We start from the raw sequence: 22,649 nt of genomic DNA on the forward strand, positions 1-22,649 counted from the left end.
CCTGATGCGCTTCTCTCGCCGCGCCGTGCTCGGCGCAGCCGCCGGCCTGGCCGCACCCCGGATCGCCTTCGGACAGGCGCAGGCACGCACGCTCCGCTTCGTGCCACAGGCCAACCTCGCCAGCATCGATCCTATCTGGTCCACCGCGGTCGTGGTGCGGAACCACGGACTGATGGTCTACGACACGCTCTACGGGCTCGGCGCCGATCTCCAGCCACGGCCGCAGATGGCGGCGGGGCATGAGATCGGCGAGGAGGGTCGGCGCTGGACGATCACCCTGCGCCCGAACCTCCGTTTCCACGACAACGAACCGGTCCGTGCCCGCGACTGCGTGGCCTCCATCCAGCGCTGGATGAAGCGCGACGTGCTGGGCCAGCGCCTAAATCTGCTGATGGACGAGATCCGCGCGCTGGACGACAGCCGCTTCGAGATCCGGCTGAAGAAGCCCTGGCCTGGGCTTGCCTATGCCTTCGGCAAGCCGTCGGCGAACATGCTGGCCATCATGCCGGAACGCGTCGCGCGCACGGATCCCTTCACGCAGATCACCGAGGCCGTGGGCAGCGGGCCCTACCGTTTCCGCCAGGATCAGTTCCGCCCGGGCGACGTCGCGGTCTACGAGCGTTTCGCCGGCTATGTCCCGCGCGAGGAGCCCGTCAGCTTCCTGGGCGGCGGCAAGGTCGCGAATTTCGATCGGGTGGAATGGCGCATCATTCCTGATCCTGCCACCGCGGCGGCCGCGCTGCAGAACAACGAGGTGGACTGGTGGGAGACGCCGCTGCCCGACCTGTTGCCCCGGCTGTCGCGCAGCCGCGACATAGCCGTCGACCTCGTCAGCAGCGCGGGCAACCTCGGCGTTATCCGCTTCAATTTCCTCCACCCTCCCTTCGACAATCCGGCCGTGCGCCGCGCCTTGCTGCCGGCCATCGACCAGCGCGCCTTCATGAACGCGGCAATCGGCACCGATCCCGCGCTGTCGCGCGTGCCGGCCGGCGTGTTCACGCCGGGCACGCCGCTTTCGAATGACGCCGGGCTCGAGGTGCTGACCGGGCCGCGCGACATCGAGGCATCCCGGCGGGCGCTGCGCGAGGCCGGCTACAGCGGGCAGCGCATCGTCCTGCTCTCCGCGACCGACCTGCCGGTGCTGCAGAACCTGGCGGAGGTGGCGTCCGACCTGCTCCGGCGGATCGGCTTCAACGTGGATTTCCAGCAGATGGACTGGGGCACGCAGATCCAGCGGCGCACCAACCGCGGTCCTGTGGACCAGGGCGGCTGGAGCGTCTTCTGCACGACCTGGGAGGGGCTGGACGTCTCGGTGCCGGGCACTCACGCTCCGATCCGGGGCAATGGCGCGAATGCCTGGTCGGGCTGGCCGACCATGCCGCGCCTCGAGGAACTGCGGGAGGCATGGTTCGAGGCGCCCGACCTGGACGCCGAACGGCGCGTCGCGCGGGAGATCCAGCAAACCGTTTGGCAGGAGGTGCCCTTCATCCCGCTCGGCCAGGTCCTGCCGCCGATGGCCTACAGGCGCAGCATCACCGACGTCGTGAAGGGCGGCCCGGCGGTGTTCTGGGGCGTTCGGCGGGCGTGACGCCCGCTGCCCGGCCGGTCCGCCCGCGCCGTGGCATGACGCGTGCTTCGGCCGGAACGTACTGTGGCGGATTTTCGCACTGATCGGAGACCCCGGCTTGCCGCTTTGCAGCCGGGGACGCTGGCGCGCCGCTCATGGATAGGGCAGTTTGCCCCGGTCTGGGGCAGAAACAACGGGGAGAGATTGCATGGATCGTAGGTCGTTCATCAAGGCGGGCGCAGGCGCCATCGCGGCGACCGGCGGCCTCTCCGCCCCCGCCTATAGCCAGGCGGCCACTCGCACGCTGCGCTTCGTCCCCCAGGCGAACCTGGCCAATTTCGACCCGATCTGGGGGACGCAATACGTCGTCCGCAACGCGGCGGTGCTGGTGTGGGACACGCTCTATGGGTTCGACGACAAGCTCGAGCCACAGCGCCAGATGGTCGAGGGCGAGGAAGTCTCCTCCGACGGGAAGACCTGGACCTTCAAGCTGCGCGAGGGCCTTCGCTTCCATGATGGCGAGCCCGTGCGCGCGCGCGACGTCGTCGCCTCGATCAACCGCTGGATGCCGCGGGACCCGATGGGGCAGCTGCTGCGCGCCCTGAACGTCGAACTCGCTGCCGTTGACGACCGGACCTTCCGCTGGGTGCTGAGCGCGCCCTTCAGCAAGATGAGGATGGCGCTCGGCAAGAATGCGACGCCCATGTGCTTCATCATGCCGGAGCGCATCGCGACCCGCTTCGACAGCTTCACCCAGATCAACGAGTATGTCGGCTCCGGTCCGATGCGCTTCGCGCGCAACGAATGGGTGCCGGGCGCCCGGGCGGTGTTCACCCGCTTCGACCAGTATGTGCCGCGCAACGAGCCCGCGAGCTGGCTCGCCGGCGGCAAGCGCATGATGGTGGACCGCGTCGAGTGGATCGTGATGCCCGATCCCGCCACGGCCTCGGCCGCACTGCAGAACGGCGAGGTCGATTGGTGGGAGAACCCGATCACCGACCTCGTGCCCGTCCTGCGCCGCAACCGGAACATCCGCGTCGATATCGCCGATCCCCTCGGCAACATCGGCAGCTTCCGCATGAACCACCTGCATCCGCCCTTCAACAACCTGAAGGTGCGCCAGGCCGTGCTGACCGCGCTGAGCCAGGAAGACTACATGCGGGCGCTGATCGGCGACGACCGCAACCTGTGGCAGGTCATGGGTGGCTTCTTCACGCCGGGCACGCCGCTCTTTACCGAGGAGGGCGGCGAGATGATGAAGGCCGCCAACCTCGAGCGCGGGCGCCAGCTTCTGCGGGAGTCCGGCTACAACAACGAGCCGGTCATCTGCGTGGTCGCGCAGGACCAGTCGATCACCAAGGCCTTCGGCGACGTGACGGCCGACCTGCTGAAGAAGCTCGGCATGAACGTGGATTTCGTCGCGACGGATTGGGGCACGGTCGGCCAGCGCCGCGCGATGAAGAACCCGCCCAACCAGGGCGGCTGGAGCATGTTCCACACCTGGCATGCCGGCGCGGACGCCATCAATCCGGTCGTCTACAATGCGGTCCGCGCCAATGGCGACGGCGCCTGGTTCGGCTGGCCGAACATCCCGGCGCTGGAGGCCGAGGTGCCGAACTGGCTTGCCGCCACCAGCATGGAGCAGGAACGCGCCGTCATCGGCCGCCTGAACCGGGCGGCGGTGGAGAACGTCGTCTATGCGCCGACCGGCTTCTTCCTGAGCTACCAGGCCTGGCGCAGCAACGTCTCCGGCATCGTGAAGGGGCCGATCCCCTTCCCCTGGGGCGTCTCCAAGTCGTGAAAAGGCAGCCGGCTGCCGGATGTGCGAAGCGGGTAGGCTTCGGTGCCCGCTCGCCCCATCCGGCGGCCGGCACCGCCGCAGGCAGGTACTGAACCATGTTCGCCTACGTCATCCGCCGCGTCATCGCCACCATCCCCGTGATGGCGGTCGTGGCGTTGTTCGTGTTCTCCTTGCTCTATATCGCGCCGGGCGACCCTGCGGCTGTGATCGCCGGTGACCAGGCGACCCCTGCGGATGTCGAGCGCATCCGCGCGAGCCTTGGCCTCGATCGTCCCTACCTCGTCCGCTTCGGCGCCTGGGTCTGGGACATCCTTCGGGGCGACCTCGGCACCTCCATCTTCACCAACCTCCCGGTCAGCACGATGATCGCGCAGCGCATCGAGCCGACGCTGTCGCTGATGATCGTGACCTTGATCCTGGCGGTGTCGCTCGCCGTGCCGATGGGCGTGGTGGCGGCCTGGAAGCAGGGGACGCTGATCGATCGCGCGGTGATGGCGTTTGCGGTGCTGGGCTTCTCCGTGCCCGTCTTCGTCGTGGGCTACCTGCTGGCCTACTTCTTCGCTCTCGAGTGGGACATGCTGCCGGTGCAGGGCTACACGCCGTTCGCGCGAGGCTTCTGGCCCTGGCTCGAGAACCTGATCCTGCCGGCGATCGCGCTGGGGACCGTCTACATCGCGCTGATCGCGCGCATCACGCGCGCCACCATGCTGGAGGTGCTGCAGCAGGACTACATCCGCACCGCCCGGGCCAAAGGGCTCGGCCAGACCGCGATTCTATTCCTGCATGCGCTGAAGAACGCCGCCGTGCCGATCGTGACCGTCATCGGCATCGGCATCGCGCTGCTCATCGGCGGCGCCGTGGTGACGGAGAGCGTCTTCGCGATCCCTGGCCTCGGGCGCTTGACGGTGGACGCGATCCTGAGGCGCGACTACCCCGTCATCCAGGGCGTCGTGCTTCTGTTCAGCTTTGTCTACGTGCTGGTCAACCTGGTGATTGACCTCGCCTACACCCTCTTTGATCCGAGGATCCGCTATTGAGCACGGCAACCCTCCAGGCCGCAACGACGGCCACGGCCGGGGTGGCGGCGGCGCCCCCGATGCCGGACATCATGCCGCCCGTGAAGGCCCGTAGTGGCATCCTGGGCTTTCTCTGGCGCAATCCGACCATCGCGATCGGCGGCCTTCTGGTGCTGCTGATGCTATGCATTGCGGTCTTCGCGCCCTGGCTGTGGACCAAGGACCCAACCGCGCTGGCGCCGGCGCTTCGCACGCGTGAGCCCTCGGCCACCAATTGGTTCGGGACGGACATGCTGGGGCGCGACGTCTATTCGCGTGTTCTCTACGGCACGCGGGTCTCGCTGACCGTCGGCTTCTCCGTCGCGATCTGTGCGTCCTTCCTGGGACTGACGATCGGGCTGATCTCCGGCTTCATCCGCGCGGCGGACGCCGTGATCATGCGGATCATGGACGGGATGATGTCCATCCCCTCGATCCTGCTGGCCATTGCGCTGATGGCGCTGACGCGGGGGTCGGTCGGGAACGTGGTCCTCGCCATCACCATTGCGGAAATACCGCGCGTGTCGCGCCTGGTGCGCGGCGTCGTGCTGTCGCTGCGCGAGCAGCCCTATGTGGACGCGGCCGTCGCATCGGGCACGCGGACGCCGATGATCATCCTGCGCCACATCCTGCCGAACACGCTGGCGCCGCTGATGGTCCAGGCGACGTACATCTGCGCCAGCGCGATGATCACCGAGGCGATCCTGTCCTTCATCGGTGCCGGCACGCCGCCGATCATTCCGTCCTGGGGCAACATCATGGCCGAGGGCAGGGCGCTCTGGCAGGTGAAGCCCTACATCGTGTTCTTTCCCGCGCTGTTCCTGTCCGTCACCGTCCTGGCAGTCAATCTGCTCGGCGACGGTCTGCGCGACGCGCTCGATCCGCGCATGGCCAAGAGGCTGTAAGTCATGATGCCCTCAAACGCCGGGCGGCCGCTCCGCGGCCTTGGCTTCGCGGCACTCGCCGCGGCCGCCGTTCGGCGGCTCGGCCCGCCTGAAGCGTGGCGGACTGCCTGCCAGCCCAATCCGGAGACGGTCTGACGTGGCACTGCTCGAAGTCGAGAACCTGCAGACCCACTTCCGCACGCCGGATGGCATCAACCGCGCCGTGGACGGGCTGAGCTTCCATGTGAACGCCGGCGAGACCATCGCCATCGTGGGCGAGTCCGGCTGCGGCAAGTCCGTGACTTCCATGTCGATCCTGCGGCTCATCCCGGAGCCCCCGGGCAAGATCGCGGGCGCCGTCCGCTTCAACGGCAAGGACCTGCTCAAGCTCTCCGACAGGGAGATGCGCTCGATCCGCGGCAACGAGATCAGCATGATCTTCCAGGAGCCGATGACGTCGCTAAACCCGGTGCTGACCGTCGGGCGGCAGATCGGCGAGACGCTGCGCCTGCACCAGGGCATGAACAAGCAGCAGGCCGAGCAGCGCGCGATCGAGATGCTGCGCCTGGTCGGCATCCCGGCCCCGGAGCGCCGGGTGAAGGAGTACCCCCATCAGCTGTCCGGCGGCATGCGCCAGCGCGTGATGATCGCCATGGCGCTCGCCTGCAACCCGAAGCTGCTGATCGCCGACGAACCGACGACCGCGCTCGACGTAACGATCCAGGCGCAGATCCTGGACCTCATGCGCGACCTCAAGCACCGGGTCGGCGCGGCGATCGTGCTGATCACCCACGACCTCGGTGTCGTCGCCGAAGTCGCGGAACGTGTCGTCGTCATGTATGCCGGGCGGAAGGTCGAGGAAGCCGCCGTTGGCCCGCTCTTCAGGAACCCGCGCCATCCCTATACGCAGGGGCTGCTGGGGTCAGTTCCCAAGATCGGCTCGTCTCTGACTGGCACCGAAACCCGGCTGGCGGAGATCCCCGGCCTGGTGCCGAGCCTCAAGAGGAAGATCGAGGGGTGCGTCTTCGCCTCGCGTTGCCCGCACGCGACCGATCTCTGCCGCAGCATCTCGCCGGCGCTGGAGGAGAAGGCCCCGGGGCACGTGGCGGCCTGCCACTACGCCCTGCGCGAGGGAGCCCTCGCGGCATGAGCACGCCGGTCCTTCAGGTCAACGATCTCAAGAAGCACTTCCCGATCCGCGCCGGCTTCCTCGGCGGCACGACCGGCTATGTGTACGCCGTGGACGGTGTGTCCTTCGACATTGCAAAGGGCGAGACGCTGTCGCTCGTCGGCGAATCCGGCTGCGGCAAGTCCACCGTCGGTAAGGCCGTGCTCCGGCTTTTCGACATCACCGCGGGCCAGGTGATCCTGGACGGCCAACGTATCGACGACATGGCGGCCGGCACGCTGCGGCCGATGCGCCGGCGCATGCAGGTGGTCTTCCAGGACCCCTTCAGCTCGCTCAATCCCCGCATGCGGGTTCGGGACATCCTCGCCGAGCCGATCCGCAATTTCGGGATGGCAAAGGACTCCGCCGACCTCGAGGCGCGCGTCGGCAAGCTGATGGACACTGTCCGCCTCCCGCGCGACGCCGTGAACCGCTGGCCGCACGAGTTCTCGGGCGGCCAGCGACAGCGCATCGGCATCGCCCGCGCGCTGGCGGCGGAGCCGGACCTGATCATCTGCGACGAGGCCGTCAGCGCGCTCGACGTCTCGGTCAAGGCGCAGATCGTCAACCTGCTGCAGGACCTGCAGACGGAACTCGGCCTGGCGCTGCTCTTCATCAGCCATGACCTCGCGATCGTCGAGCACATGACGCATCGCGTCGCTGTCATGTATCTCGGCAAGATCGTGGAGGTCGCGCCGAAGCGGAGCCTCTTCGCCGCACCGAAGCACCCCTACACCGAGGCGCTGCTGTCCGCTGTTCCGGTGCCGGAGCCTGGCGCGGCGCGCGAGCGGATCATCCTGAAAGGCGACGTGCCGAGCCCGATCAACCCTCCCCCGGGCTGCCGTTTCCACACGCGCTGCCCCTATGCCTTCGACCGCTGCCGCGTCGAGGAGCCGCCTCTGCGTGTCGTGGCCGACGCGGTGGGTGAGGGGCATGTCGCGGCCTGCCACCTGCATGACCGCCCGGCTTCCGAGAACCCGCTGGCCGGGGCGAAGGGTGCGCAGATCCTGGCAGTGGGCTGACTGCTTCTCCCCGCGGGACGGCCGCGTTCAAGCTCTCCGTGGGGGCCGGGCTATCGCCGACGCCGGCAGTTCACGCGGCCGCGCTTGACGGAATGCCGGACCGGGGCGACCTTTCCGGCACGCGCGGCACGTCTGGGGCCGCCGATGACAGACGCATAGTCGGGGAGGTGTTCATGCCGCAGGTCACGCTGACGGTGAACGGGACCAAGCACACGGTCGAGGTCGAGGCGCGGACGCTCCTGGTCGAACTCCTGCGGGAGAAGCTGCGCCTGACCGGCACCCATGTCGGCTGCGACACCAGCCAGTGCGGCGCCTGCGTGGTCCATATGGGCGGGGACAGCGTGAAGTCGTGCACGATCCTCGCCGTGCAGTGCGACGGCGCCTCCGTCACCACGATCGAGGGCCTGGCCAAGGCCGACGGCACCCTGCATCCCATGCAGGAAGCCTTCCGCGAGTATCACGCTCTGCAGTGCGGCTTCTGCACGCCAGGCATGGTGATGTCGGCGATCGACCTCGTGAACAAGCACCCGGGCGGCCTCACCGAGCAGGAGATCCGCGAGGGTCTCGAGGGCAATCTCTGCCGCTGCACGGGCTACCACAACATCGTGAAGGCGATCGGCGCCGCAGCCGAAGTGATGCAGGGCCGCCGCAGCGAGATCGCCAAGGCCGCCGAGTAGGCAGTTCCGCGGGGGCGGGCCGGCCGGCGCGTCGCCGCGCCCCGGCCCGGTTCAGCGAGAACGGGGAGGACAAGCAATGAACGTCGTGGCACCCTTCGAGGGCATCGGCGCGTCGGTACGCCGCAAGGAAGACTTCCGGTTCCTGGCCGGGCGCGGGCAGTACACCGACGACATCAATCGGCCGGGCCAGACCTACGCCTTCATCCTGCGCAGCCCGCATGCGCATGCCACGATCAATCGCATCGACACGGCGGCCGCGAAGGCGATGCCGGGTGTCGTGGCGATCTTCACGGGCGAGGACATGGCCGGGATCGGCGGCCTGCCCTGCGGTTGGCAGATCCACAACAAGGACGGCTCGCCGATGGCGGAGCCGAAGCACCCTGTCCTGGCCGAGGGCAAGGTGCGCCATGTCGGCGATCCCGTCGCGGTCGTGATCGCGGAGACGAAGGCGCAGGCGCGCGACGCCGGCGAGGCGATCGTGGTGGACTATACGCCCCTCGCGGCCGCCGCGACGCTCGACCAGGCACTCAAGGCCGGCGCGCCGCAGGTCCATGACGGCGCCCCGGGCAACCTCTGCTACGATTGGCATATCGGCGACAGGGCAGCGCTCGATGCGGCCTTCGCCAAGGCGCACAAGGTCGTCGCGTTCGAGACGACGAACAACCGCCTGGTGCCGAATGCGATGGAGCCCCGAGCCGCGATCGGCGAATACGATCCGCAGTCCGGCGACTACACGCTCTACACCACCAGCCAGAACCCGCATGTGATCCGGCTGCTGATGGGCGCCTTCGTGCTCAGCATCCCCGAGGCGAAGCTGCGCGTCGTCGCGCCCGACGTCGGCGGGGGCTTCGGCAGCAAGATCTACCACTACGCCGAGGAAGCGATCGTCACCTGGGCGTCCGCCAGGGTGAAGCGCCCGATCAAGTGGACCGCCGAGCGCACGGAATCCTTCATGTCCGACGCGCATGGCCGCGACCATGTGTCCAAGGCGGAACTGGCGCTGGACGCCGAGGGCAGGATCCTCGGCCTGAAGGTCCATACCTACGCCAACATGGGCGCCTATCTCTCGACCTTCGCGCCTTGCGTGCCGACTTATCTCTACGCCACCTTGCTGGCGGGCGTTTACAGCACGCCGGTCATCTACGCCGAGGTCAAGGCCGTCTTCACCAACACCGTGCCGGTCGATGCCTATCGCGGCGCCGGCCGACCGGAGGCGACCTACCTGCTCGAGCGGCTGATGGATGTCGCGGCCGCCGAGATCGGCATGGATCGCGTCGAGTTCCGGCGGAAGAACTTCATCCCCGTCGACGCCTTCCCCTATCAGACGCCGGTAGCCCTGCAATACGACAGCGGCAACTACTTCGCGACGCTGGATGCTGCGCTCGAAGCCGCGGACTGGAAGGGCTTCGAGGCGCGGCGCGCCGCGGCGAAGGCTAGGGGCAAGCTGCGCGGCATCGGCATCTCCACCTATCTCGAGGCCTGCGGCATCGCGCCCTCGGCCGTGGTCGGCAGTCTCGGCGCGCGCGCCGGCCTCTATGAGGTCGGCACGATCCGCGTGCATCCCACCGGAAGCGTCACGGTACTGACGGGAACGCACAGCCACGGGCAGGGGCACGAGACGACGCTCGCCCAGCTCGTCGCCGACCGGCTCGGCGTGCCTCTGGCGAATATCGACATCGTGCATGGAGACACCGCCAAGGTGCCCTTCGGCATGGGCACCTACGGCTCCCGCTCGCTCGCAGTCGGCGGCTCCGCGATGTTCAAGGCGATGGACAAGATCATCGCCAAGGGCAAGCGCATCGCCGCCCACCTGATGGAAGCCGCCGTCGAGGACGTGGAGTTCGACCGCGGCACGTTCCGTGTCGCTGGCACGGACAAGACGAAGACGCTGACCGACATCAGCCTCGCGGCCTATGTCCCGCACAACTACCCCATCGAGGAGATCGAGCCCGGCCTCGATGAGACGGCGTTCTACGACCCCAAGAACTTCACCTATCCCGGTGGCTGCCACATCGCCGAGGTCGAGATCGACCCGGAGACGGGCAAGGTCAGCATGGTGAACTTCACCGCGGTGGACGATGTGGGCCGCGTGATCAACCCGATGATCGTCGAGGGCCAGGTGCAGGGCGGTGTTGCCCAGGGCATCGGCCAGGCGCTGCTGGAGAGCGCGATCTACGACGCGGACGGCCAGCTCATCAGCGGCTCCATGATGGACTACACCATGCCGCGCGCCGACGACCTGGCGCCGATCAGCGTGGCGACGCACACCACGCTTTGCACGCACAACCCGCTCGGGGTTAAGGGGTGCGGCGAGGTGGGGGCGATCGGCTCGCCGCCGGCGGTCATCAATGCCGTGGTGGACGCGCTGAAGGACCACGGCGTCCGCCATATCGAGATGCCGGCGACGCCGGCGAAGATCTGGAACATCATCAACGGCAGCCACAGGATGGCGGCGGAGTGAGGGAGACCCACCATGTATGATTTCTCCTACCATAAGCCCTCGACCGTCGCCGACGCGGTGAAGCTGCTCGCGGGCGATCCGGACGCGCGCGCGATCTCAGGCGGCATGACCTTGCTGCCGGCGCTGAAGCTGCGGCTGAACAAGCCGACGGCGCTCGTTGACCTGTCCGGCATTGCCGAGCTGCGCGGCGTGAAGCGCGAAGGCAACACGGTTGTCATCGGGGCGTTGACGAAGCACTACGAGATCGCGACCAACGCCGACATCAAGGCCTCCATCCCCGCGCTCGCCGCCATGGCGTCCACCATCGGCGACACGCAGGTCCGGAACCGCGGCACGATAGGGGGCTCTGTCGCGAACAACGACCCGTCGGCGGACTATCCCGCGGCGCTGATGGCACTCGGCGCCACGATCCAGACCAACAAGCGCAAGGTCGGTGCCGACGACTTTTTCCAGGGCATGTTCGCCACCGCGCTCGAGACCGGTGAGATCGTCACCGCTGTCCATGTCCCGGTGCCGGAGAAGGCGGGCTACGCAAAGATGAGGAACCCGGCGAGCCGTTACTCCATGGCCGGCGTCTTCGTCGCCAGGGGGCCTGCCGGCGTGCGCGTCGCGGTCAACGGTGCCGGCGCAAACGGCGCGTTCCGCGTCGCGGAGATGGAGAAGGCGCTGACAGCGAACTGGTCGCCTGACGCCGTCGCCGGCATCAAGCTCGACGCCGGCATGATGAACGGCGACATCCATGGCAGCGCCGAGTACCGCGCGCACCTCGTGACCGTGATGGCCAAGCGCGCCGTCGCCGACGCGGGCTGACCGCCGCTTTCGACACGAGAGTAGAGCAGGCGCCGGGGAAACCCGGCGCCTGTCGTTCTTGCCGTCCTATTAACGCTCGTAGATCAGGCGGGCGCGGACCGTCCCCGGCAGCGCCCGCAGTTCTGCCAGGATCGCGTCGGCGTCGTTGCGGGCTTCCACGCTCTCCACCACGACGTAGCCCAGCTCGGAATCCGTCTGGTAGTACTGCGCCGCGATGTTCAGGTTCCGGCGACCAAAGCTTTCGTTGATGCGGGACAGGATGCCAGGCGCGTCGCGGTGCAGGTGCGTCCAGCGCGCGCCTGTCGGGCGGGCCGGCAGCTGGACCTGTGGCATGTTCACCGCGCCCACCGTCGCGCCGGTGTCGCTGTAGTCCACAAGTTTGCGGGAGACCTCGGCACCGATACGGTCCTGCGCCTCGGCCGTGCTGCCGCCGATATGCGGGGTGAGGATGACGTTCGGCAGGCCCTGCAGCGGCGACACGAAGGGATCGCCGTTGCGCTTCGGTTCCTCGGGGAAGACATCGATGGCGGCGCCGAGGATCCGCTTCTCCCGCAAGGCCGCGGCCAGCGCGTCCACGTCCACCACCGTGCCGCGGGCGTTGTTGATGAAGACCGCGCTCGGCTTCATCAGCGCAAGCTCCGCCGCCCCGATCATGCCGATCGTCTCCGGCGTCTCCGGCACATGGATCGTCACGACGTCCGACCGCCGCAGCAGATCGCCGAGGTTGGCGCAGGGCTCGGCATTGCCATGCGGCAGCTTCGTCGTGTGGTCGTGGTACATGACCCGCATGCCGAACGCCTCTGCCAGGACCGAGAGCTGGCTGCCGATATTCCCGTAGCCGATGATGCCGAGCGTCTTGCCGCGCATCTCCCAGGAATTCGTCGCCGACTTGTCCCATCCGCCGGCATGCGCGGAATTCGACCGGTCCAGGATCCCGCGCAGCAGCATCACCGCTTCGGCCAAGGTCAGTTCCGCGACGGAACGCGTGTTGGAGAACGGAGCGTTGAACACCGCGACGCCTCGGCGGGCCGCCTGTTGCAGGGCAACCTGGTTGGTGCCGATGCAGAAGCAGCCGATCGCGATCAACCGGTCCGCGGCATCCAGCACCTCCTCCGTCACCTCGGTTCGCGACCGGATCCCGAGGATGTGGACGCCCTTCACCGCCTCGATCAGCGCCCGGCCTTCGAGGGCGCGCTTCTCGCGCTGGATCGTGGTGTAGCCGGCATGGCCGAACAGCTCGACAGCGCTGTCGGCGATGCCTTCCAGCAACAGGATGCGGATGCGTTCCTTCGGCAGGGAGATGCGGTCGGTCATGACAGTGAATCCGGGGAGGGGGCAGCGTTCTGCCTGCGTTGCGGCTGCCGGGCAAGTGCGGCGCCCAAGCCTTGCCGCACGGCCAGGGCGGGATTACGCGACCTTCACAAGGCAGCCGCCGGTAAGGAGCCCAGCTTGTCCATCGACACGGTCGTCTTCGATGTCGGCAACGTCCTGATCCGCTGGGATCCGCGCTTCCTCTATCGCAAGCTCTTCGCGGAGGAGGCGGCCATGGAACGCTTCCTGGCCGAGGTCTGCACGGACGGCTGGAACCTCGAACAGGATCGTGGCCGGCTCTGGGCTGAAGCGGTAGCCGAGCGGGTGGCGCTGTTCCCGCAGCATGAGCCGCTGATCCGGGCCTATTCCGAGCGTTGGCACGAAATGGTCCCGGGCGAGATCGAGGGCACCGCGGCAATCCTGCGCAACCTCCTGGCCGCGGGCGTGCCGACCTATGCCATCACCAATTTCAGCACCGAGAAGTTCGCCGAGGCCCAGGCCCGCTTCCCCTTCCTGCGTGACTTCCGGGACGTCGTCGTCAGCGGTCTCGAGGGGCTGGTGAAGCCCGACCCCGCGATCTACCGGGTCCTGTTGGAGCGCAATGGCCTGGTCGCCGGCCGATGCCTCTTCATCGACGACAGCGAGAAGAATGTCCGTGCGGCGGAGACGGTCGGCATGCGGGCGCACCATTTCCGGGACGCCGCGACCCTGGCGGAGGAACTGCGCGAGCTTGGCCTGCCGGCCTGACCGATCTTGGCAAACGGCTCCGGCTCGCGTACGCGGCGCGGGAAAGCGCGCGGAGCGGAACGGACATGTCCGACATCGAGATCGTCATCGCTGACGAGGTCTTCCACGCCAGATTCGAGGTCAAGGATGCCCCCAGGACGGTCACGCGCTTCCGCGAACTCCTGCCCTTCAGCGACCGCATCATCCATGTCCGCTGGTCCGGCGAGGCATGCTGGATCCCGATGGGCGAGCGGGACCTTTCGCTCGGCTTCGAGAATGCGACAAGCCATCCCGCCCCCGGCCAGGTCATCGTCTACCCCGGCGGCATGCCGACCAGCGTGAGCGAGACGGAGATCCTGGTCGCCTATGGTCCGTGCTGCTTTGCCTCCAAGGCCGGGCAGCTCGCGGGCAACCATTTTCTCTCCATCCTGGACGGCGGCGAGCGCCTGGCGAAGCTGGGGCGCGCGGTCCTTTGGGAAGGCGCGAAGTCCATCACCTTCCGCCTGAAGGTCTGAGCGCTCAGCGGTCGGCGAGGTCGGCCAGCACGCCCGCCAGCACCCGCGCGCCGGCCGCGAGGTGCGCGGGAGAGGTGTATTCGCTGGGATGATGGCTCACGCCGCCGCGGCTCGGGACGAAGATCATGCCGCTTGGGCAGACCCGCGCGAGGAACTGCGCGTCGTGGAACGCGCCGGAGGGCAGGCGTAGCGTGCCGAGGCCCTGTGCCCGGGCCGCCTTTTCCACGGCGTCGCGCACCAGTCGGTCGAAGGTGATAGGGTCGGCGTTGAAGCGCTCCGTCACGGTGGCCGAGCAGGTGGTCAGGGCGCCCTTCACCACGCGCTCGATCGCGTCGCCGCGCTCGGCCAGCACGGTGCGGTCGGGATGGCGAAAATCGATGCTGAAGCGCGCGCGCTCCGCCACCGAGTTCGAGCTGTTCGGGCTGATCTCGATGCGGGCCACCGTGAATCGCAGCACGTCTTCGGGGTCGTGCATCAGCGCGTTCAGCGCGGCGATCGCCCGCAGCATGTCCTGCACGGCGTCCTTGCGGAGCCGCAGCGGCGTGGTGCCCGCATGGTCCGACCGGCCGTGGATCTCGACCGTGAACCAGCGGCTGCCCTGGATGCCGGTGACGACGCCGATCTCGAGGTCCTCGGCCTCCAGTCGCGGGCCCTGTTCGATATGCGCCTCGACATAGGCGGAGGGGGTAGCGCCATCCACCACGCCGAGGCCGCGCCGCGGGATGTCCCTTTCGGCTTCCAGCTGCCTGCGCAGCTCGGCGCCGAAGGTCAGGCCCTCCGTGTCCGTCACAGCGTCCCAGGTGTCCGGCGGCCGGTAGCCCGTATAGGCCATGGAGCCCATGCAGCCCGGCGCGAAGCGGCCGCCTTCCTCGTTGGTCCAGGCCACGATCTCGATCGGGCGGCGTGTCGCCATCCCGGCCTCCCGGATGGCCTGCACGGCCTCCAGCGCGGCGAGCACGCCCCAGATGCCGTCGAAGCGCCCGCCATTGGGCTGGCTGTCCATGTGGCTACCGGCCAGCACCGGCGCCAGCGCGGGCTCGGTCCCCTCCATGCGCAGGAAGAGATTGCCGATGACGTCCACGGAGGGGGTCAGGCCGAGCGGCTCCGCCCAGGCGATCAGCAACCGGCGCGCCTGGCGGTCGAGCTCCGTCAGGCAGGCCCGGTTGACCCCGTCGCCGGGTATGGCGCCGAGCTTCGCCATTTCCATCAGCCGGTCCCATTGCCGGGTCTCGCTGACGGCGGACGCCGGATCGGCCGCGACGCGGTCCATGCGCAATCTCCTCTCCGCGCGGGACGCGGGCGGCAGTCGCCCTAGCGCGCCGTCACGGTCAGGCCAAGCTGCTGGATCGCACCGGCGGGATCGCCGCCGAAGCGCGCGCCGAGTTCGGCCATGCCGATCGGCTTGGGGGGACGCAGCGAGATCTCCAGCGTGCCGGGCTGGCGGATGAAGCTGGCCAGCGCCTGGCGGGCTGGCGCCAGGGGATCGGCCGCCGCCGGCCCCTTGCCCGGCGCGGCCTGCCCTCGGCTGGGCGCTCCGCCGGGCAGCGGCATGGCCAGGACCATCTGTGCCCATTGGTCACGAAGGCGCGCCTCGGGCACGCGCTGCTGGCGCGCCTGCTGCGCCAGGATTCGGCCGAGCAGCCCCTGGTCGCGCAGCGTGATGGTCGCGTCGGCGAGTCTGGCGGCGGCCAACTCCGCCATCATCGCATCCGGGTTGACCGGAGAACCTGGTGGCGGCGCCCCCGGCATGCCTTCGAGCTGCGCCGAAAGGCTCAGCGTTGCAGCGCGCAGCCACTCGACGCGCAGCGGTGCAATCTCGAGCCGCCCGCCACCGCGGTTCGCGGAGCCGCGCAGTTCCAGGCCGCCGGCGACTTCGGTGTAGCCCAGCTCCTCCAGCCAGGGCGCCTGGCCGCGTGGGGGCGTGACGCGCAGGCCGTCGAGCGCCATCGCGCCCGTGGCCCGCCCGTTCTCGAGCCCGCCCCCGGTGGAGAAGCGGGTGAGGGCAGCCACGGGCTGGCCTTCGAGCGACATCTCCAGACCTTCCATGGCCAGTCGCTGAGACGTGCCGGGCAGCGGATCGGGCACTTGCACACCCCGCACCAGCGCCGCGACGGTGCCCGCGGCATCGATGCCTGATGCCGCGATCCGCGCGACGGAGAGGTCGGTCCTGCCGGTGCTCGGCGTCGGGGTTGCGATCCGGACCTGCTCGATGGCCAGGGAGGTCAGCCGGCCGGGTACCCAGTCCTGCAGCGCAAGTCGCCCAAGCGCCACGGTGACGTCGTTCCTGGGGTCTCGGACATCCATCGCCTCCGCCGCCAGACGGGAGGCCCGGAAGGCGAGCGGGTCGAAGGCGTCGCCCGACAGCGGCAGCGTCAGCGCTTCCAGCGCCACGCGGCCAAGCCGGAAGACCTGGCCGTCATTGGGGCCGGCACCGGCAAAATCGAGTCCCTCCAGCGTGCCTGAGCCAAGCCCGCTGCGCCGTGCATCGCGCAAGGCCAGCCGATCCAGGCGGAACCGGCCATTTCCCGGCGACTGCCCCTGGGCGCCTTCGATCTCCAGCACATCCGCCGACATCGCCGACCAGTCCACGGGTTTGCCGGCGACGGGGATCGGCACGCCGGCCATCACCACGCGCTGTGCCTGGCCGGCGCTGCCATCGGCGCCCTCGTGCCGGATGCGAACGGCCTCGGCCCGGCCGATACGGGTGTCCGTGACGTCTGTCAGCAGCAGTTCGGGGATCGAGAGCCGATCGGTCCCTTGGGACAGCACGACGTCCGTCAGCGTCGAGCGTCCTGTGACGGGGTCCACGCGCCGACCGCCGATAACGAGGCTTCCGCCCGGGCCAAGGGAAGCGCGGAGACGCTCGATCGCGGCATCCAGGCGGCGTTCCGCTTCGGCCTGCGCCAGGGCTCCGGCAGCCAAGACCATCATCACGCCGGCCGTGGCGTAGGCTGGAAGTCGCGATCGCATGGCTTGGCCTCCGACAGGTTCCGGCAGCGGCGCAACTCTACGGCGCGAGAAGGCGGCTTCCAATCCGGCGCTTCGTCCCGCCGGGCTTGCCGCGCGGTCTGGGCGGCGCGATTGTTGCAATGCACAGGGACGATGAAGCCCCGGGACCCCGATCGTCATGGACTCTGCCTACCTCGCTGAATGGGCGAACCTGCTGGTCCGCTGGCTTCACCTGATCGCGGGCATCGCCTGGATCGGGACCAGCTTCTATTTCATCGGGCTCGACAATCAGCTTGATCCGCCGCGCGACGGCAATCCGCGCGTCAAGGGGGAGCAATGGTCGATCCACGGCGGCGGGTTCTATCACAAGCAGAAGTATGCGCTGGCGCCTGCCGAACTGCCGGAGAAGCTGCACTGGTTCAAATGGGAGGCCTACTGGACCTGGATCAGCGGCTTCACTCTCTTTGTGCTGATCTACTGGTGGAATGCTTCGACCTACCTGGTCGACCCGCAGGTGCTCGACCTGCCGCCCTGGCTGGCGGTCGTGCTCAGCGCGTCGATGCTTGCTGGTGGCTGGGTGATCTACGACCAGATCTGCCGGTCGAACTTCGGCGAGGACGAAAGGAAGCTTTCCATCGCCATGGTGGCGCTGCTGATCGTCGCGGCCGTGCTCGCCTGCAACCTGTTCAGCGGCCGCGGTGCCTTCCTTCAGGTCGGCGCGATGACGGGAACGATCATGGTGGCCAACGTCGCCATGGTGATCATGCCGGGCCAGCGCCGGATGGTGGCGGCGATGCAGGCGGGGCGGGAGCCGGACCCCAAGGACGGCCGCTGGGGCAAGCAGCGCAGCGTCCACAACACCTACCTCACGCTGCCGGTGTTGTTCCTGATGATCAGCCCGCACTACCCCATGACCTGGGGCAGCCGCTGGAACTGGGTGGTGCTGCTGGCGATCGTGCTGGCCGGCGCCCTGGTGCGGCAGTATTTCGTCTCGCGGCAGTTCGGGCGCAATCCGATCGCGCTGCCGCTCACCGCGGCCGCCGTCGTGGGCGGTTTGATGATCGTGCTGAGGCCCGCCCCCGGGCCGCAGCTTGCGGGCATCGACGTGCCTTCCTTCACGGAGGTCCAGGCGATCGCGGCCTCGCGTTGCGCCAGCTGCCACGCGGCGCGCCCGACCTTCGACGGCATCGCCGCGGCGCCGAAGGGTGTCATGCTCGACACTCCACAGAACCTGCGTCGCTGGGCCCAGTCCATGCGCCAGCAGATCGCGACCGAGGCGATGCCGCCAGGCAACCTGACCGAGATCACGCCGGAGGAACGGGCGAAGCTGCTCGCCTGGATCGCTGCCGGCGCACCGGCGAACTGAGCCATGGCCAAGCCCTCCGCCCTGACCACCCATGTCCTCGATACCGCCGCCGGGCTGCCGGTCCAGGGCGTGAAGGTGGAGCTCTGGCGCCTCGAGGCCTCGGGCCTCGTCAAGGTCACGGAGCGCCTGACGAACGCCGATGGCCGAACGGACAGCCCGCTGCTGACGCCTGACGATTTCGTGGCGGGCTCCTACGAACTGCGCTTCCACATCGGCGCGCATTTCGGGGGTGCCGGCTTCCTGGACGTCGTGCCGATCGCCGTGAAGCTGCAGGTGGGGCAAGGACATTACCACGTCCCGCTGCTCTGCTCGCCATGGAGCTACGCGACCTATCGCGGGTCCTGAGGTGGTCTTGCCGGACCGGCCATGCCGGAGGCAGGGTCAGCCAGGCTTCACGGGAGGAAGACGATGACGCGGGTCGCGGTGCTGGGCGCGGGCACGATGGGTCATGCGCTGGCTCTGGTTTATGCCCTGGGCGGCCATGAGGTCCGGCTGACCGACAACTCCATGGCGATGCTCGACAAGGCCGGCGGCCTGATGGAGACGGCACTGGCCTCCCTGGTTGAAGCGGGCGAAGCGCCGGAAAGCTGCACCGCGGAGTGGCTGCAGAACCAGGTCACGCGCCTGCCGACGCTCGCCGAGACGCTGGAGGATGCCGAACTCGTCGTCGAGGCCATCGTCGAGAATCCGGAGGCGAAGCGGACGCTCTACGCCGAGGTGGACCGTATCGCGCCGGCCGATGCGGTGATCGCGTCGAACACCTCCTATCTCGATCCCTTCCCGCTGATCCCGGAGCGCCGCCTGACGCGGTCGCTGATCATGCACTGGTACACGCCGCCCTACCTGGTTGACCTCGTGGACATCGTGGCCAGCCCGCAATGCGAGTCCACCACCGTTGAATGGGCGGCGGGCCTGGTCTCCGCCATGGGCAAGGTGCCGCTCGTCATGAAGACCTTCGTGCCGGGTTACATCGCGAACCGTATTCAGTCCGCGATTCATGCCGAGGTCTACCGGCTGATCGACGAGGGCGTTGCGACGGCCGAGGAAATCGACACCGCCGTCGTGCACGGCCTGGCGCTGCGCATCCCGATCGTAGCCGTCATGGCGAAGGCCGATTTCACGGGACTCCCGCTGCTTCAGCACGCGCTGCGCAACGCGACCTACCAGCCACCGCCGCCGTCCGAGAAGAGCGATACGCTCGACAAGCTGATTGCCGAAGGGCGGACCGGCGTGATGGCAGGCAAGGGCTATTACGACTGGGACGCCGATACGCAGAAGCTGTTCGCCGCGCGCGACCGGCGTCTTATGGCTCTGAAGAAGGCGATGCGCGAGATCGGCACCATGGCCGGCGCCACCCGGGCGACGGAGTAGGACCGTGACGATCACCTACGACCTTCGCGGGAAAGCCGCGCTCGTCACCGGAGCCGCGTCCGGCATCGGCTTGGCGACCGCGACGATGCTGGCCAGGGCCGGTGCGACCGTGGCGATCAACTTCCTGCCCGGTGACGCCCGCGGCACGGAAGCCGTCGAACGGCTCCGGTCGGAGGGTGCCAACGTCATCGCGGCGCGCGGCAACGTCGGCGATGCCGAGGACTGCGCGCGCATGGTGAACGCCGCGGTGCGCGACCTCGGGCGCCTGGACTACCTCGTCAACAACGCCGGCACGCCCGGCACGCGGACGGCGATCGCACCACATGAGCTGGACCGGCTGACCGAGGATCTCTGGCATGAGGTGCTGGAGGTCAACCTGATCGGCGTGTTCCGCTGCACCAAGGCCGCGGCGCCTGCGCTCAAGGCGGCACGCGGTGCCGTGGTCAGCACGGCGTCGATAGCCGGCCTCAACTCGCCAGGCTCGTCCATGGCCTATGGCGCGAGCAAGGCCGGCGTGATCAGCCTGACCAGGAACCTGGCGCGTGGCCTCGCACCGGAGGTGCGGGTCAACGCCATCGCGCCAGGTGCCGTCGATTCGACATGGATGATCGAATGGACCAACGAGCAGCGCGTGAGCTCGATCGAGAACGCGTTGCTGAAGCGCCGCTGCACGCCGGAGGACCTGGCCGAGGTCATTGTCTTCCTGCTGGCCGGCGCGGCGATGGTGACGGGGCAGACCATCGTGGTGGATGGCGGGCTGACCACCTGATCCGCCCGCGACCGAAGGAGAGCATTCATGCCGAAGGTGGACACCGCGCGCTTCATCGCGGACCTGCAGGCGCTGCGGAAGATCGGCGAGTTCAAGACCGGCGTGCATCGCCCGACCTACACGCCGGAGGACATGGAAAGCCGCCGCTGGCTGATGACGCGCATGGAGGAGGTCGGGCTGGAGTCCGAGCTCGACGGCATCGGCAACGTCATCGGCCGGCACAAGGGCCCGGGCCAGAAGCTGCTGGTCGGCAGCCATATCGAGACCCAGAACGAGGCCGGCTGGCTGGACGGCGCGCTCGGCGTCCTCGGCGGCGTGGCGCTGGCGCGCGCGGGGCTGCCCGTGGACGTCGTGGCCTTTGCCGACGAGGAAGGCCACTACGGCGGCTTCATCGGCAGCCGCAGCTTCATCGGCCAGCTCGAGGAGGAGGAGATCGACCGGCTCGCCAACCGCTACCACGGCAAGCCGTTGCGCCAGGCGCTGAAGGAGGCGGGGCTCGAAGGCCGCCCCCGCATCCGCATGGAGCCCGGCCGCCACAAGGGCTTCCTCGAGATGCATATCGAGCAGGGGACGCAGCTCGAAAGCGCCGATCTGCGCATCGGCGTGGTCACGGGCATCGTCGCGATCCGCCAGTACCGCCTGACCTTCACCGGCATGCAGGATCATGCTGGCGGCACGACGATGGAGGAACGCCGCGACGCCGGGCTTACGGCCGTGCGGCTGCTCGCCGAGATCGACCGTCACTTCCCCCTGGTGCGTGGACCGCGCAGCACCTGGACGACGGGGCGCATCAGCCTGGATCCCGGCGCGGCATCCATCATCCCTGGCCGTTGCGAGGTGCTGTTCCAGTTGCGCGATGTGGACAGTGCCGTCATCGCCCGCATGGAGGACTGCCTGCGCGCCCTGGTGCAGGAGAGCAACCGGCGCGAGAAGTGCCCCTGCGTGCTGGAGCCCGTCGCCCTCTCGACGCCGGCGCTCTGTGATCCCGAGATGCAGCAGGCCCTGGCCGATGCGGCGGAGGCGCTGGCGCCCGGCGCCTGGCAGCGCATGCCGAGCGGCGCGGGGCACGACGCACAGTATCTCTCGCGCGTCATGCCGGCCGCGATGCTCTTCGTGCCCTCGATCGGCGGCATCAGCCACCACTGGGCCGAGGACACGAAGGAGGAGGACCTCGCGCTCGGCGTCGAGGTCCTGGCGGAAGGGGCGGCGCGCTACCTCGCGCGATAGCTCGCTATTCCGCCTTGATCTGGGCGGTGCGGACGACCTCGCCGAACTTGGCGTGCTCTGCGCGCATGAAGGCGCCGAAGTCGGCGGCGTTGCGCGCGCGGACCGTGGCGCCTTGCTGCGAGATCCGCTCCGCCATCGCGGGCTCCGAGAGGGCGCGCAGCGTCTCGGTTTCCAGCTTCTGCAGCGCGGCGGCGGGCACCCCGTTCGGCGCGACCAGGCCGAACCAGATCACCATCTCGTAGCTCGGGATCCCGGCTTCCTGCACGGTCGGGACATCCGGCAATTGCGGGTGCCGGCGGCTGCCGGAAACGGCGAGCGGGCGCAGCGCGCCGGACTGGATGTGCGGCAGCAGCAGTGGGATGCCCTCGAACCCCACGTCGATCTCGCCGGCGAGCAGCGCGGTCGCGACCGGCGCGGCGCCGCGATACGGGACATGGGTGATGTCCACGCCGGCGCGCAGCTTAAGCAGTTCGAACGCCAGGTGCGTGCTGCCGCCGATGCCGGCCGAGGCATAGTTCAGCGCGCCAGGCCGCGCCTTCGCCTTGGCCACCATGTCGGCGACCGAGATGATGCCGGCGCGCGGCGGCGAGACCAGCACGATCTCGATCTCCGCGCAGCCGCAGACAGGCGTGAGGTCGCGCAGCGGATCGAAGCCGGCATTCGCGAAGAGGTGCGGGTTGATGGCGATCGTCGCTGTGTTGGCGATGCCGATCGTGCGGCCGTCAGGGCGGGCCTGCACGACTTCCCGCGTGCCGATCATGCCACCGGCGCCGACCTTGTTGTCCACGACAACGGTCTGGCCGAGCGAGGCCGGCAGCCGGTCCGCCAGCAGCCGCGCCAGGCCGTCGTTGAAGGCGCCAGGCGGTGCCGGAACGACGATGCGGAGCGCGCCGTCCTGCGCGCGCGCGATCGCGGGCAGCGCCAAGCCAGCCGCCAGCAGGGTCCGTCGCTTCATCGGTCCTTCCTCCCT

Annotated in this window: 20 protein-coding genes; 16 read left to right on the forward strand and 4 right to left on the reverse strand. The window is 68.7% G+C overall.

The window, feature by feature from the left end; genetic code table 11:
• Positions 1 to 4 precede the first annotated feature (4 nt).
• From ACLF3M_RS25895 to ACLF3M_RS25935, 9 genes are all read left to right on the forward strand, one after another.
• On the forward strand, positions 5 to 1,588 hold the full coding sequence (locus ACLF3M_RS25895) for an ABC transporter substrate-binding protein (RefSeq protein ID WP_430659885.1): 1,584 nt from the start codon (positions 5 to 7) through the stop codon (positions 1,586 to 1,588).
• A 187-nt stretch (positions 1,589 to 1,775) separates the two neighbouring features.
• Positions 1,776 to 3,368 (forward strand): ABC transporter substrate-binding protein, encoded by a 1,593-nt coding sequence (locus ACLF3M_RS25900; protein WP_430659886.1) that lies wholly within the window; start codon positions 1,776 to 1,778, stop codon positions 3,366 to 3,368.
• Between the two features lie 95 nt (positions 3,369 to 3,463).
• Complete coding sequence (locus tag ACLF3M_RS25905) at positions 3,464 to 4,405, forward strand: ABC transporter permease (protein WP_430659887.1); 942 nt, start codon at positions 3,464 to 3,466, stop codon at positions 4,403 to 4,405.
• Positions 4,402 to 5,328, forward strand: a complete 927-nt coding sequence (locus tag ACLF3M_RS25910; protein WP_430659888.1) for an ABC transporter permease — start codon at positions 4,402 to 4,404, stop codon at positions 5,326 to 5,328. The genes ACLF3M_RS25905 and ACLF3M_RS25910 overlap by 4 nt, the downstream gene beginning before the upstream one ends.
• Before the next feature lie 136 nt (positions 5,329 to 5,464).
• Positions 5,465 to 6,457 carry an ABC transporter ATP-binding protein gene (locus tag ACLF3M_RS25915; protein ID WP_430659889.1) on the forward strand — a complete coding sequence of 331 codons (993 nt, stop codon included), beginning with the start codon at positions 5,465 to 5,467 and terminating at the stop codon, positions 6,455 to 6,457.
• Positions 6,454 to 7,497, forward strand: coding sequence for an ABC transporter ATP-binding protein (locus ACLF3M_RS25920; RefSeq protein WP_430659890.1), 1,044 nt, complete (start codon positions 6,454 to 6,456; stop codon positions 7,495 to 7,497). Before ACLF3M_RS25915 ends, ACLF3M_RS25920 begins: the two co-directional genes overlap by 4 nt.
• 173 nt (positions 7,498 to 7,670) lie before the next feature.
• Positions 7,671 to 8,174, forward strand: coding sequence for a (2Fe-2S)-binding protein (locus tag ACLF3M_RS25925; RefSeq protein WP_430659891.1), 504 nt, complete (start codon positions 7,671 to 7,673; stop codon positions 8,172 to 8,174).
• Between the two features lie 76 nt (positions 8,175 to 8,250).
• Entirely contained in the window at positions 8,251 to 10,635 is a 2,385-nt protein-coding gene (locus ACLF3M_RS25930; protein ID WP_430659892.1) for a xanthine dehydrogenase family protein molybdopterin-binding subunit, read from the forward strand.
• Positions 10,636 to 10,647: 12 nt separating this feature from the next.
• The gene (locus ACLF3M_RS25935) at positions 10,648 to 11,445 is read left to right on the forward strand and encodes an FAD binding domain-containing protein (protein ID WP_430659893.1); all 798 of its coding nucleotides are present in this window, start codon (positions 10,648 to 10,650) and stop codon (positions 11,443 to 11,445) included.
• 69 nt (positions 11,446 to 11,514) lie between these two features.
• Here the strand turns inward: ACLF3M_RS25935 and serA are convergent, their stop codons facing one another.
• Entirely contained in the window at positions 11,515 to 12,759 is a 1,245-nt protein-coding gene (serA, locus tag ACLF3M_RS25940; RefSeq protein ID WP_430659894.1) for a phosphoglycerate dehydrogenase, read from the reverse strand.
• 135 nt (positions 12,760 to 12,894) lie between these two features.
• Here serA and ACLF3M_RS25945 point away from each other — a divergent pair, with 135 nt between their 5' ends.
• On the forward strand, positions 12,895 to 13,503 hold the full coding sequence (locus ACLF3M_RS25945; RefSeq protein ID WP_430659895.1) for an HAD family hydrolase: 609 nt from the start codon (positions 12,895 to 12,897) through the stop codon (positions 13,501 to 13,503).
• A 65-nt stretch (positions 13,504 to 13,568) separates the two neighbouring features.
• Positions 13,569 to 13,997 (forward strand): DUF3830 family protein, encoded by a 429-nt coding sequence (locus tag ACLF3M_RS25950; RefSeq protein WP_430659896.1) that lies wholly within the window; start codon positions 13,569 to 13,571, stop codon positions 13,995 to 13,997.
• 4 nt (positions 13,998 to 14,001) lie between these two features.
• Here ACLF3M_RS25950 and ACLF3M_RS25955 read toward each other — a convergent pair whose 3' ends face one another.
• Both ACLF3M_RS25955 and ACLF3M_RS25960 read right to left on the reverse strand, forming a co-directional pair.
• Positions 14,002 to 15,267, reverse strand: coding sequence for a M20 family metallo-hydrolase (locus ACLF3M_RS25955; RefSeq protein WP_430659897.1), 1,266 nt, complete (start codon positions 15,265 to 15,267; stop codon positions 14,002 to 14,004).
• Between the two features lie 41 nt (positions 15,268 to 15,308).
• Complete coding sequence (locus ACLF3M_RS25960) at positions 15,309 to 16,967, reverse strand: hypothetical protein (RefSeq protein WP_430659898.1); 1,659 nt, start codon at positions 16,965 to 16,967, stop codon at positions 15,309 to 15,311.
• 157 nt (positions 16,968 to 17,124) lie between these two features.
• Here ACLF3M_RS25960 and ACLF3M_RS25965 point away from each other — a divergent pair, with 157 nt between their 5' ends.
• From ACLF3M_RS25965 to ACLF3M_RS25985, 5 genes are all read left to right on the forward strand, one after another.
• Positions 17,125 to 18,312 carry a urate hydroxylase PuuD gene (locus ACLF3M_RS25965; RefSeq protein ID WP_430659899.1) on the forward strand — a complete coding sequence of 396 codons (1,188 nt, stop codon included), beginning with the start codon at positions 17,125 to 17,127 and terminating at the stop codon, positions 18,310 to 18,312.
• Positions 18,313 to 18,315: 3 nt separating this feature from the next.
• Positions 18,316 to 18,657, forward strand: a complete 342-nt coding sequence (gene uraH, locus ACLF3M_RS25970; RefSeq protein WP_430659900.1) for a hydroxyisourate hydrolase — start codon at positions 18,316 to 18,318, stop codon at positions 18,655 to 18,657.
• 63 nt (positions 18,658 to 18,720) lie between these two features.
• Entirely contained in the window at positions 18,721 to 19,683 is a 963-nt protein-coding gene (locus ACLF3M_RS25975) for a 3-hydroxyacyl-CoA dehydrogenase family protein (protein WP_430659901.1), read from the forward strand.
• Positions 19,684 to 19,687: 4 nt separating this feature from the next.
• On the forward strand, positions 19,688 to 20,452 hold the full coding sequence (locus ACLF3M_RS25980; RefSeq protein WP_430659902.1) for an SDR family NAD(P)-dependent oxidoreductase: 765 nt from the start codon (positions 19,688 to 19,690) through the stop codon (positions 20,450 to 20,452).
• 27 nt (positions 20,453 to 20,479) lie between these two features.
• Positions 20,480 to 21,679 carry a Zn-dependent hydrolase gene (locus ACLF3M_RS25985; protein ID WP_430659903.1) on the forward strand — a complete coding sequence of 400 codons (1,200 nt, stop codon included), beginning with the start codon at positions 20,480 to 20,482 and terminating at the stop codon, positions 21,677 to 21,679.
• 4 nt (positions 21,680 to 21,683) lie between these two features.
• On the opposite strand, the gene ACLF3M_RS25990 is transcribed toward ACLF3M_RS25985, so the two are convergent.
• On the reverse strand, positions 21,684 to 22,634 hold the full coding sequence (locus ACLF3M_RS25990; RefSeq protein ID WP_430659904.1) for a Bug family tripartite tricarboxylate transporter substrate binding protein: 951 nt from the start codon (positions 22,632 to 22,634) through the stop codon (positions 21,684 to 21,686).
• Between the last annotated feature and the right edge of the window lie 15 nt (positions 22,635 to 22,649).

This window comes from Falsiroseomonas sp. HW251, assembly GCF_050563545.1.
In the GTDB taxonomy this organism is placed as follows: Bacteria; Pseudomonadota; Alphaproteobacteria; order Acetobacterales; family Acetobacteraceae; genus Falsiroseomonas.

Bases quoted from the DNA above. Each gene is read 5' to 3' on its own strand.
- ACLF3M_RS25895 (WP_430659885.1), top strand. From the start codon at position 5: ATGCGCTTCTCTCGCCGCGCCGTGCTCGGCGCAGCCGCCGGCCTGGCC.
- ACLF3M_RS25900 (WP_430659886.1), top strand. From the start codon at position 1,776: ATGGATCGTAGGTCGTTCATCAAGGCGGGCGCAGGCGCCATCGCGGCG.
- ACLF3M_RS25905 (WP_430659887.1), top strand. From the start codon at position 3,464: ATGTTCGCCTACGTCATCCGCCGCGTCATCGCCACCATCCCCGTGATG.
- ACLF3M_RS25920 (WP_430659890.1), top strand. From the start codon at position 6,454: ATGAGCACGCCGGTCCTTCAGGTCAACGATCTCAAGAAGCACTTCCCG.
- ACLF3M_RS25925 (WP_430659891.1), top strand. From the start codon at position 7,671: ATGCCGCAGGTCACGCTGACGGTGAACGGGACCAAGCACACGGTCGAG.
- ACLF3M_RS25930 (WP_430659892.1), top strand. From the start codon at position 8,251: ATGAACGTCGTGGCACCCTTCGAGGGCATCGGCGCGTCGGTACGCCGC.
- ACLF3M_RS25935 (WP_430659893.1), top strand. From the start codon at position 10,648: ATGTATGATTTCTCCTACCATAAGCCCTCGACCGTCGCCGACGCGGTG.
- serA (WP_430659894.1), bottom strand. From the start codon at position 12,759: ATGACCGACCGCATCTCCCTGCCGAAGGAACGCATCCGCATCCTGTTG.
- ACLF3M_RS25950 (WP_430659896.1), top strand. From the start codon at position 13,569: ATGTCCGACATCGAGATCGTCATCGCTGACGAGGTCTTCCACGCCAGA.
- ACLF3M_RS25955 (WP_430659897.1), bottom strand. From the start codon at position 15,267: ATGGACCGCGTCGCGGCCGATCCGGCGTCCGCCGTCAGCGAGACCCGG.
- ACLF3M_RS25960 (WP_430659898.1), bottom strand. From the start codon at position 16,967: ATGCGATCGCGACTTCCAGCCTACGCCACGGCCGGCGTGATGATGGTC.
- ACLF3M_RS25965 (WP_430659899.1), top strand. From the start codon at position 17,125: ATGGACTCTGCCTACCTCGCTGAATGGGCGAACCTGCTGGTCCGCTGG.
- uraH (WP_430659900.1), top strand. From the start codon at position 18,316: ATGGCCAAGCCCTCCGCCCTGACCACCCATGTCCTCGATACCGCCGCC.
- ACLF3M_RS25975 (WP_430659901.1), top strand. From the start codon at position 18,721: ATGACGCGGGTCGCGGTGCTGGGCGCGGGCACGATGGGTCATGCGCTG.
- ACLF3M_RS25985 (WP_430659903.1), top strand. From the start codon at position 20,480: ATGCCGAAGGTGGACACCGCGCGCTTCATCGCGGACCTGCAGGCGCTG.
- ACLF3M_RS25990 (WP_430659904.1), bottom strand. From the start codon at position 22,634: ATGAAGCGACGGACCCTGCTGGCGGCTGGCTTGGCGCTGCCCGCGATC.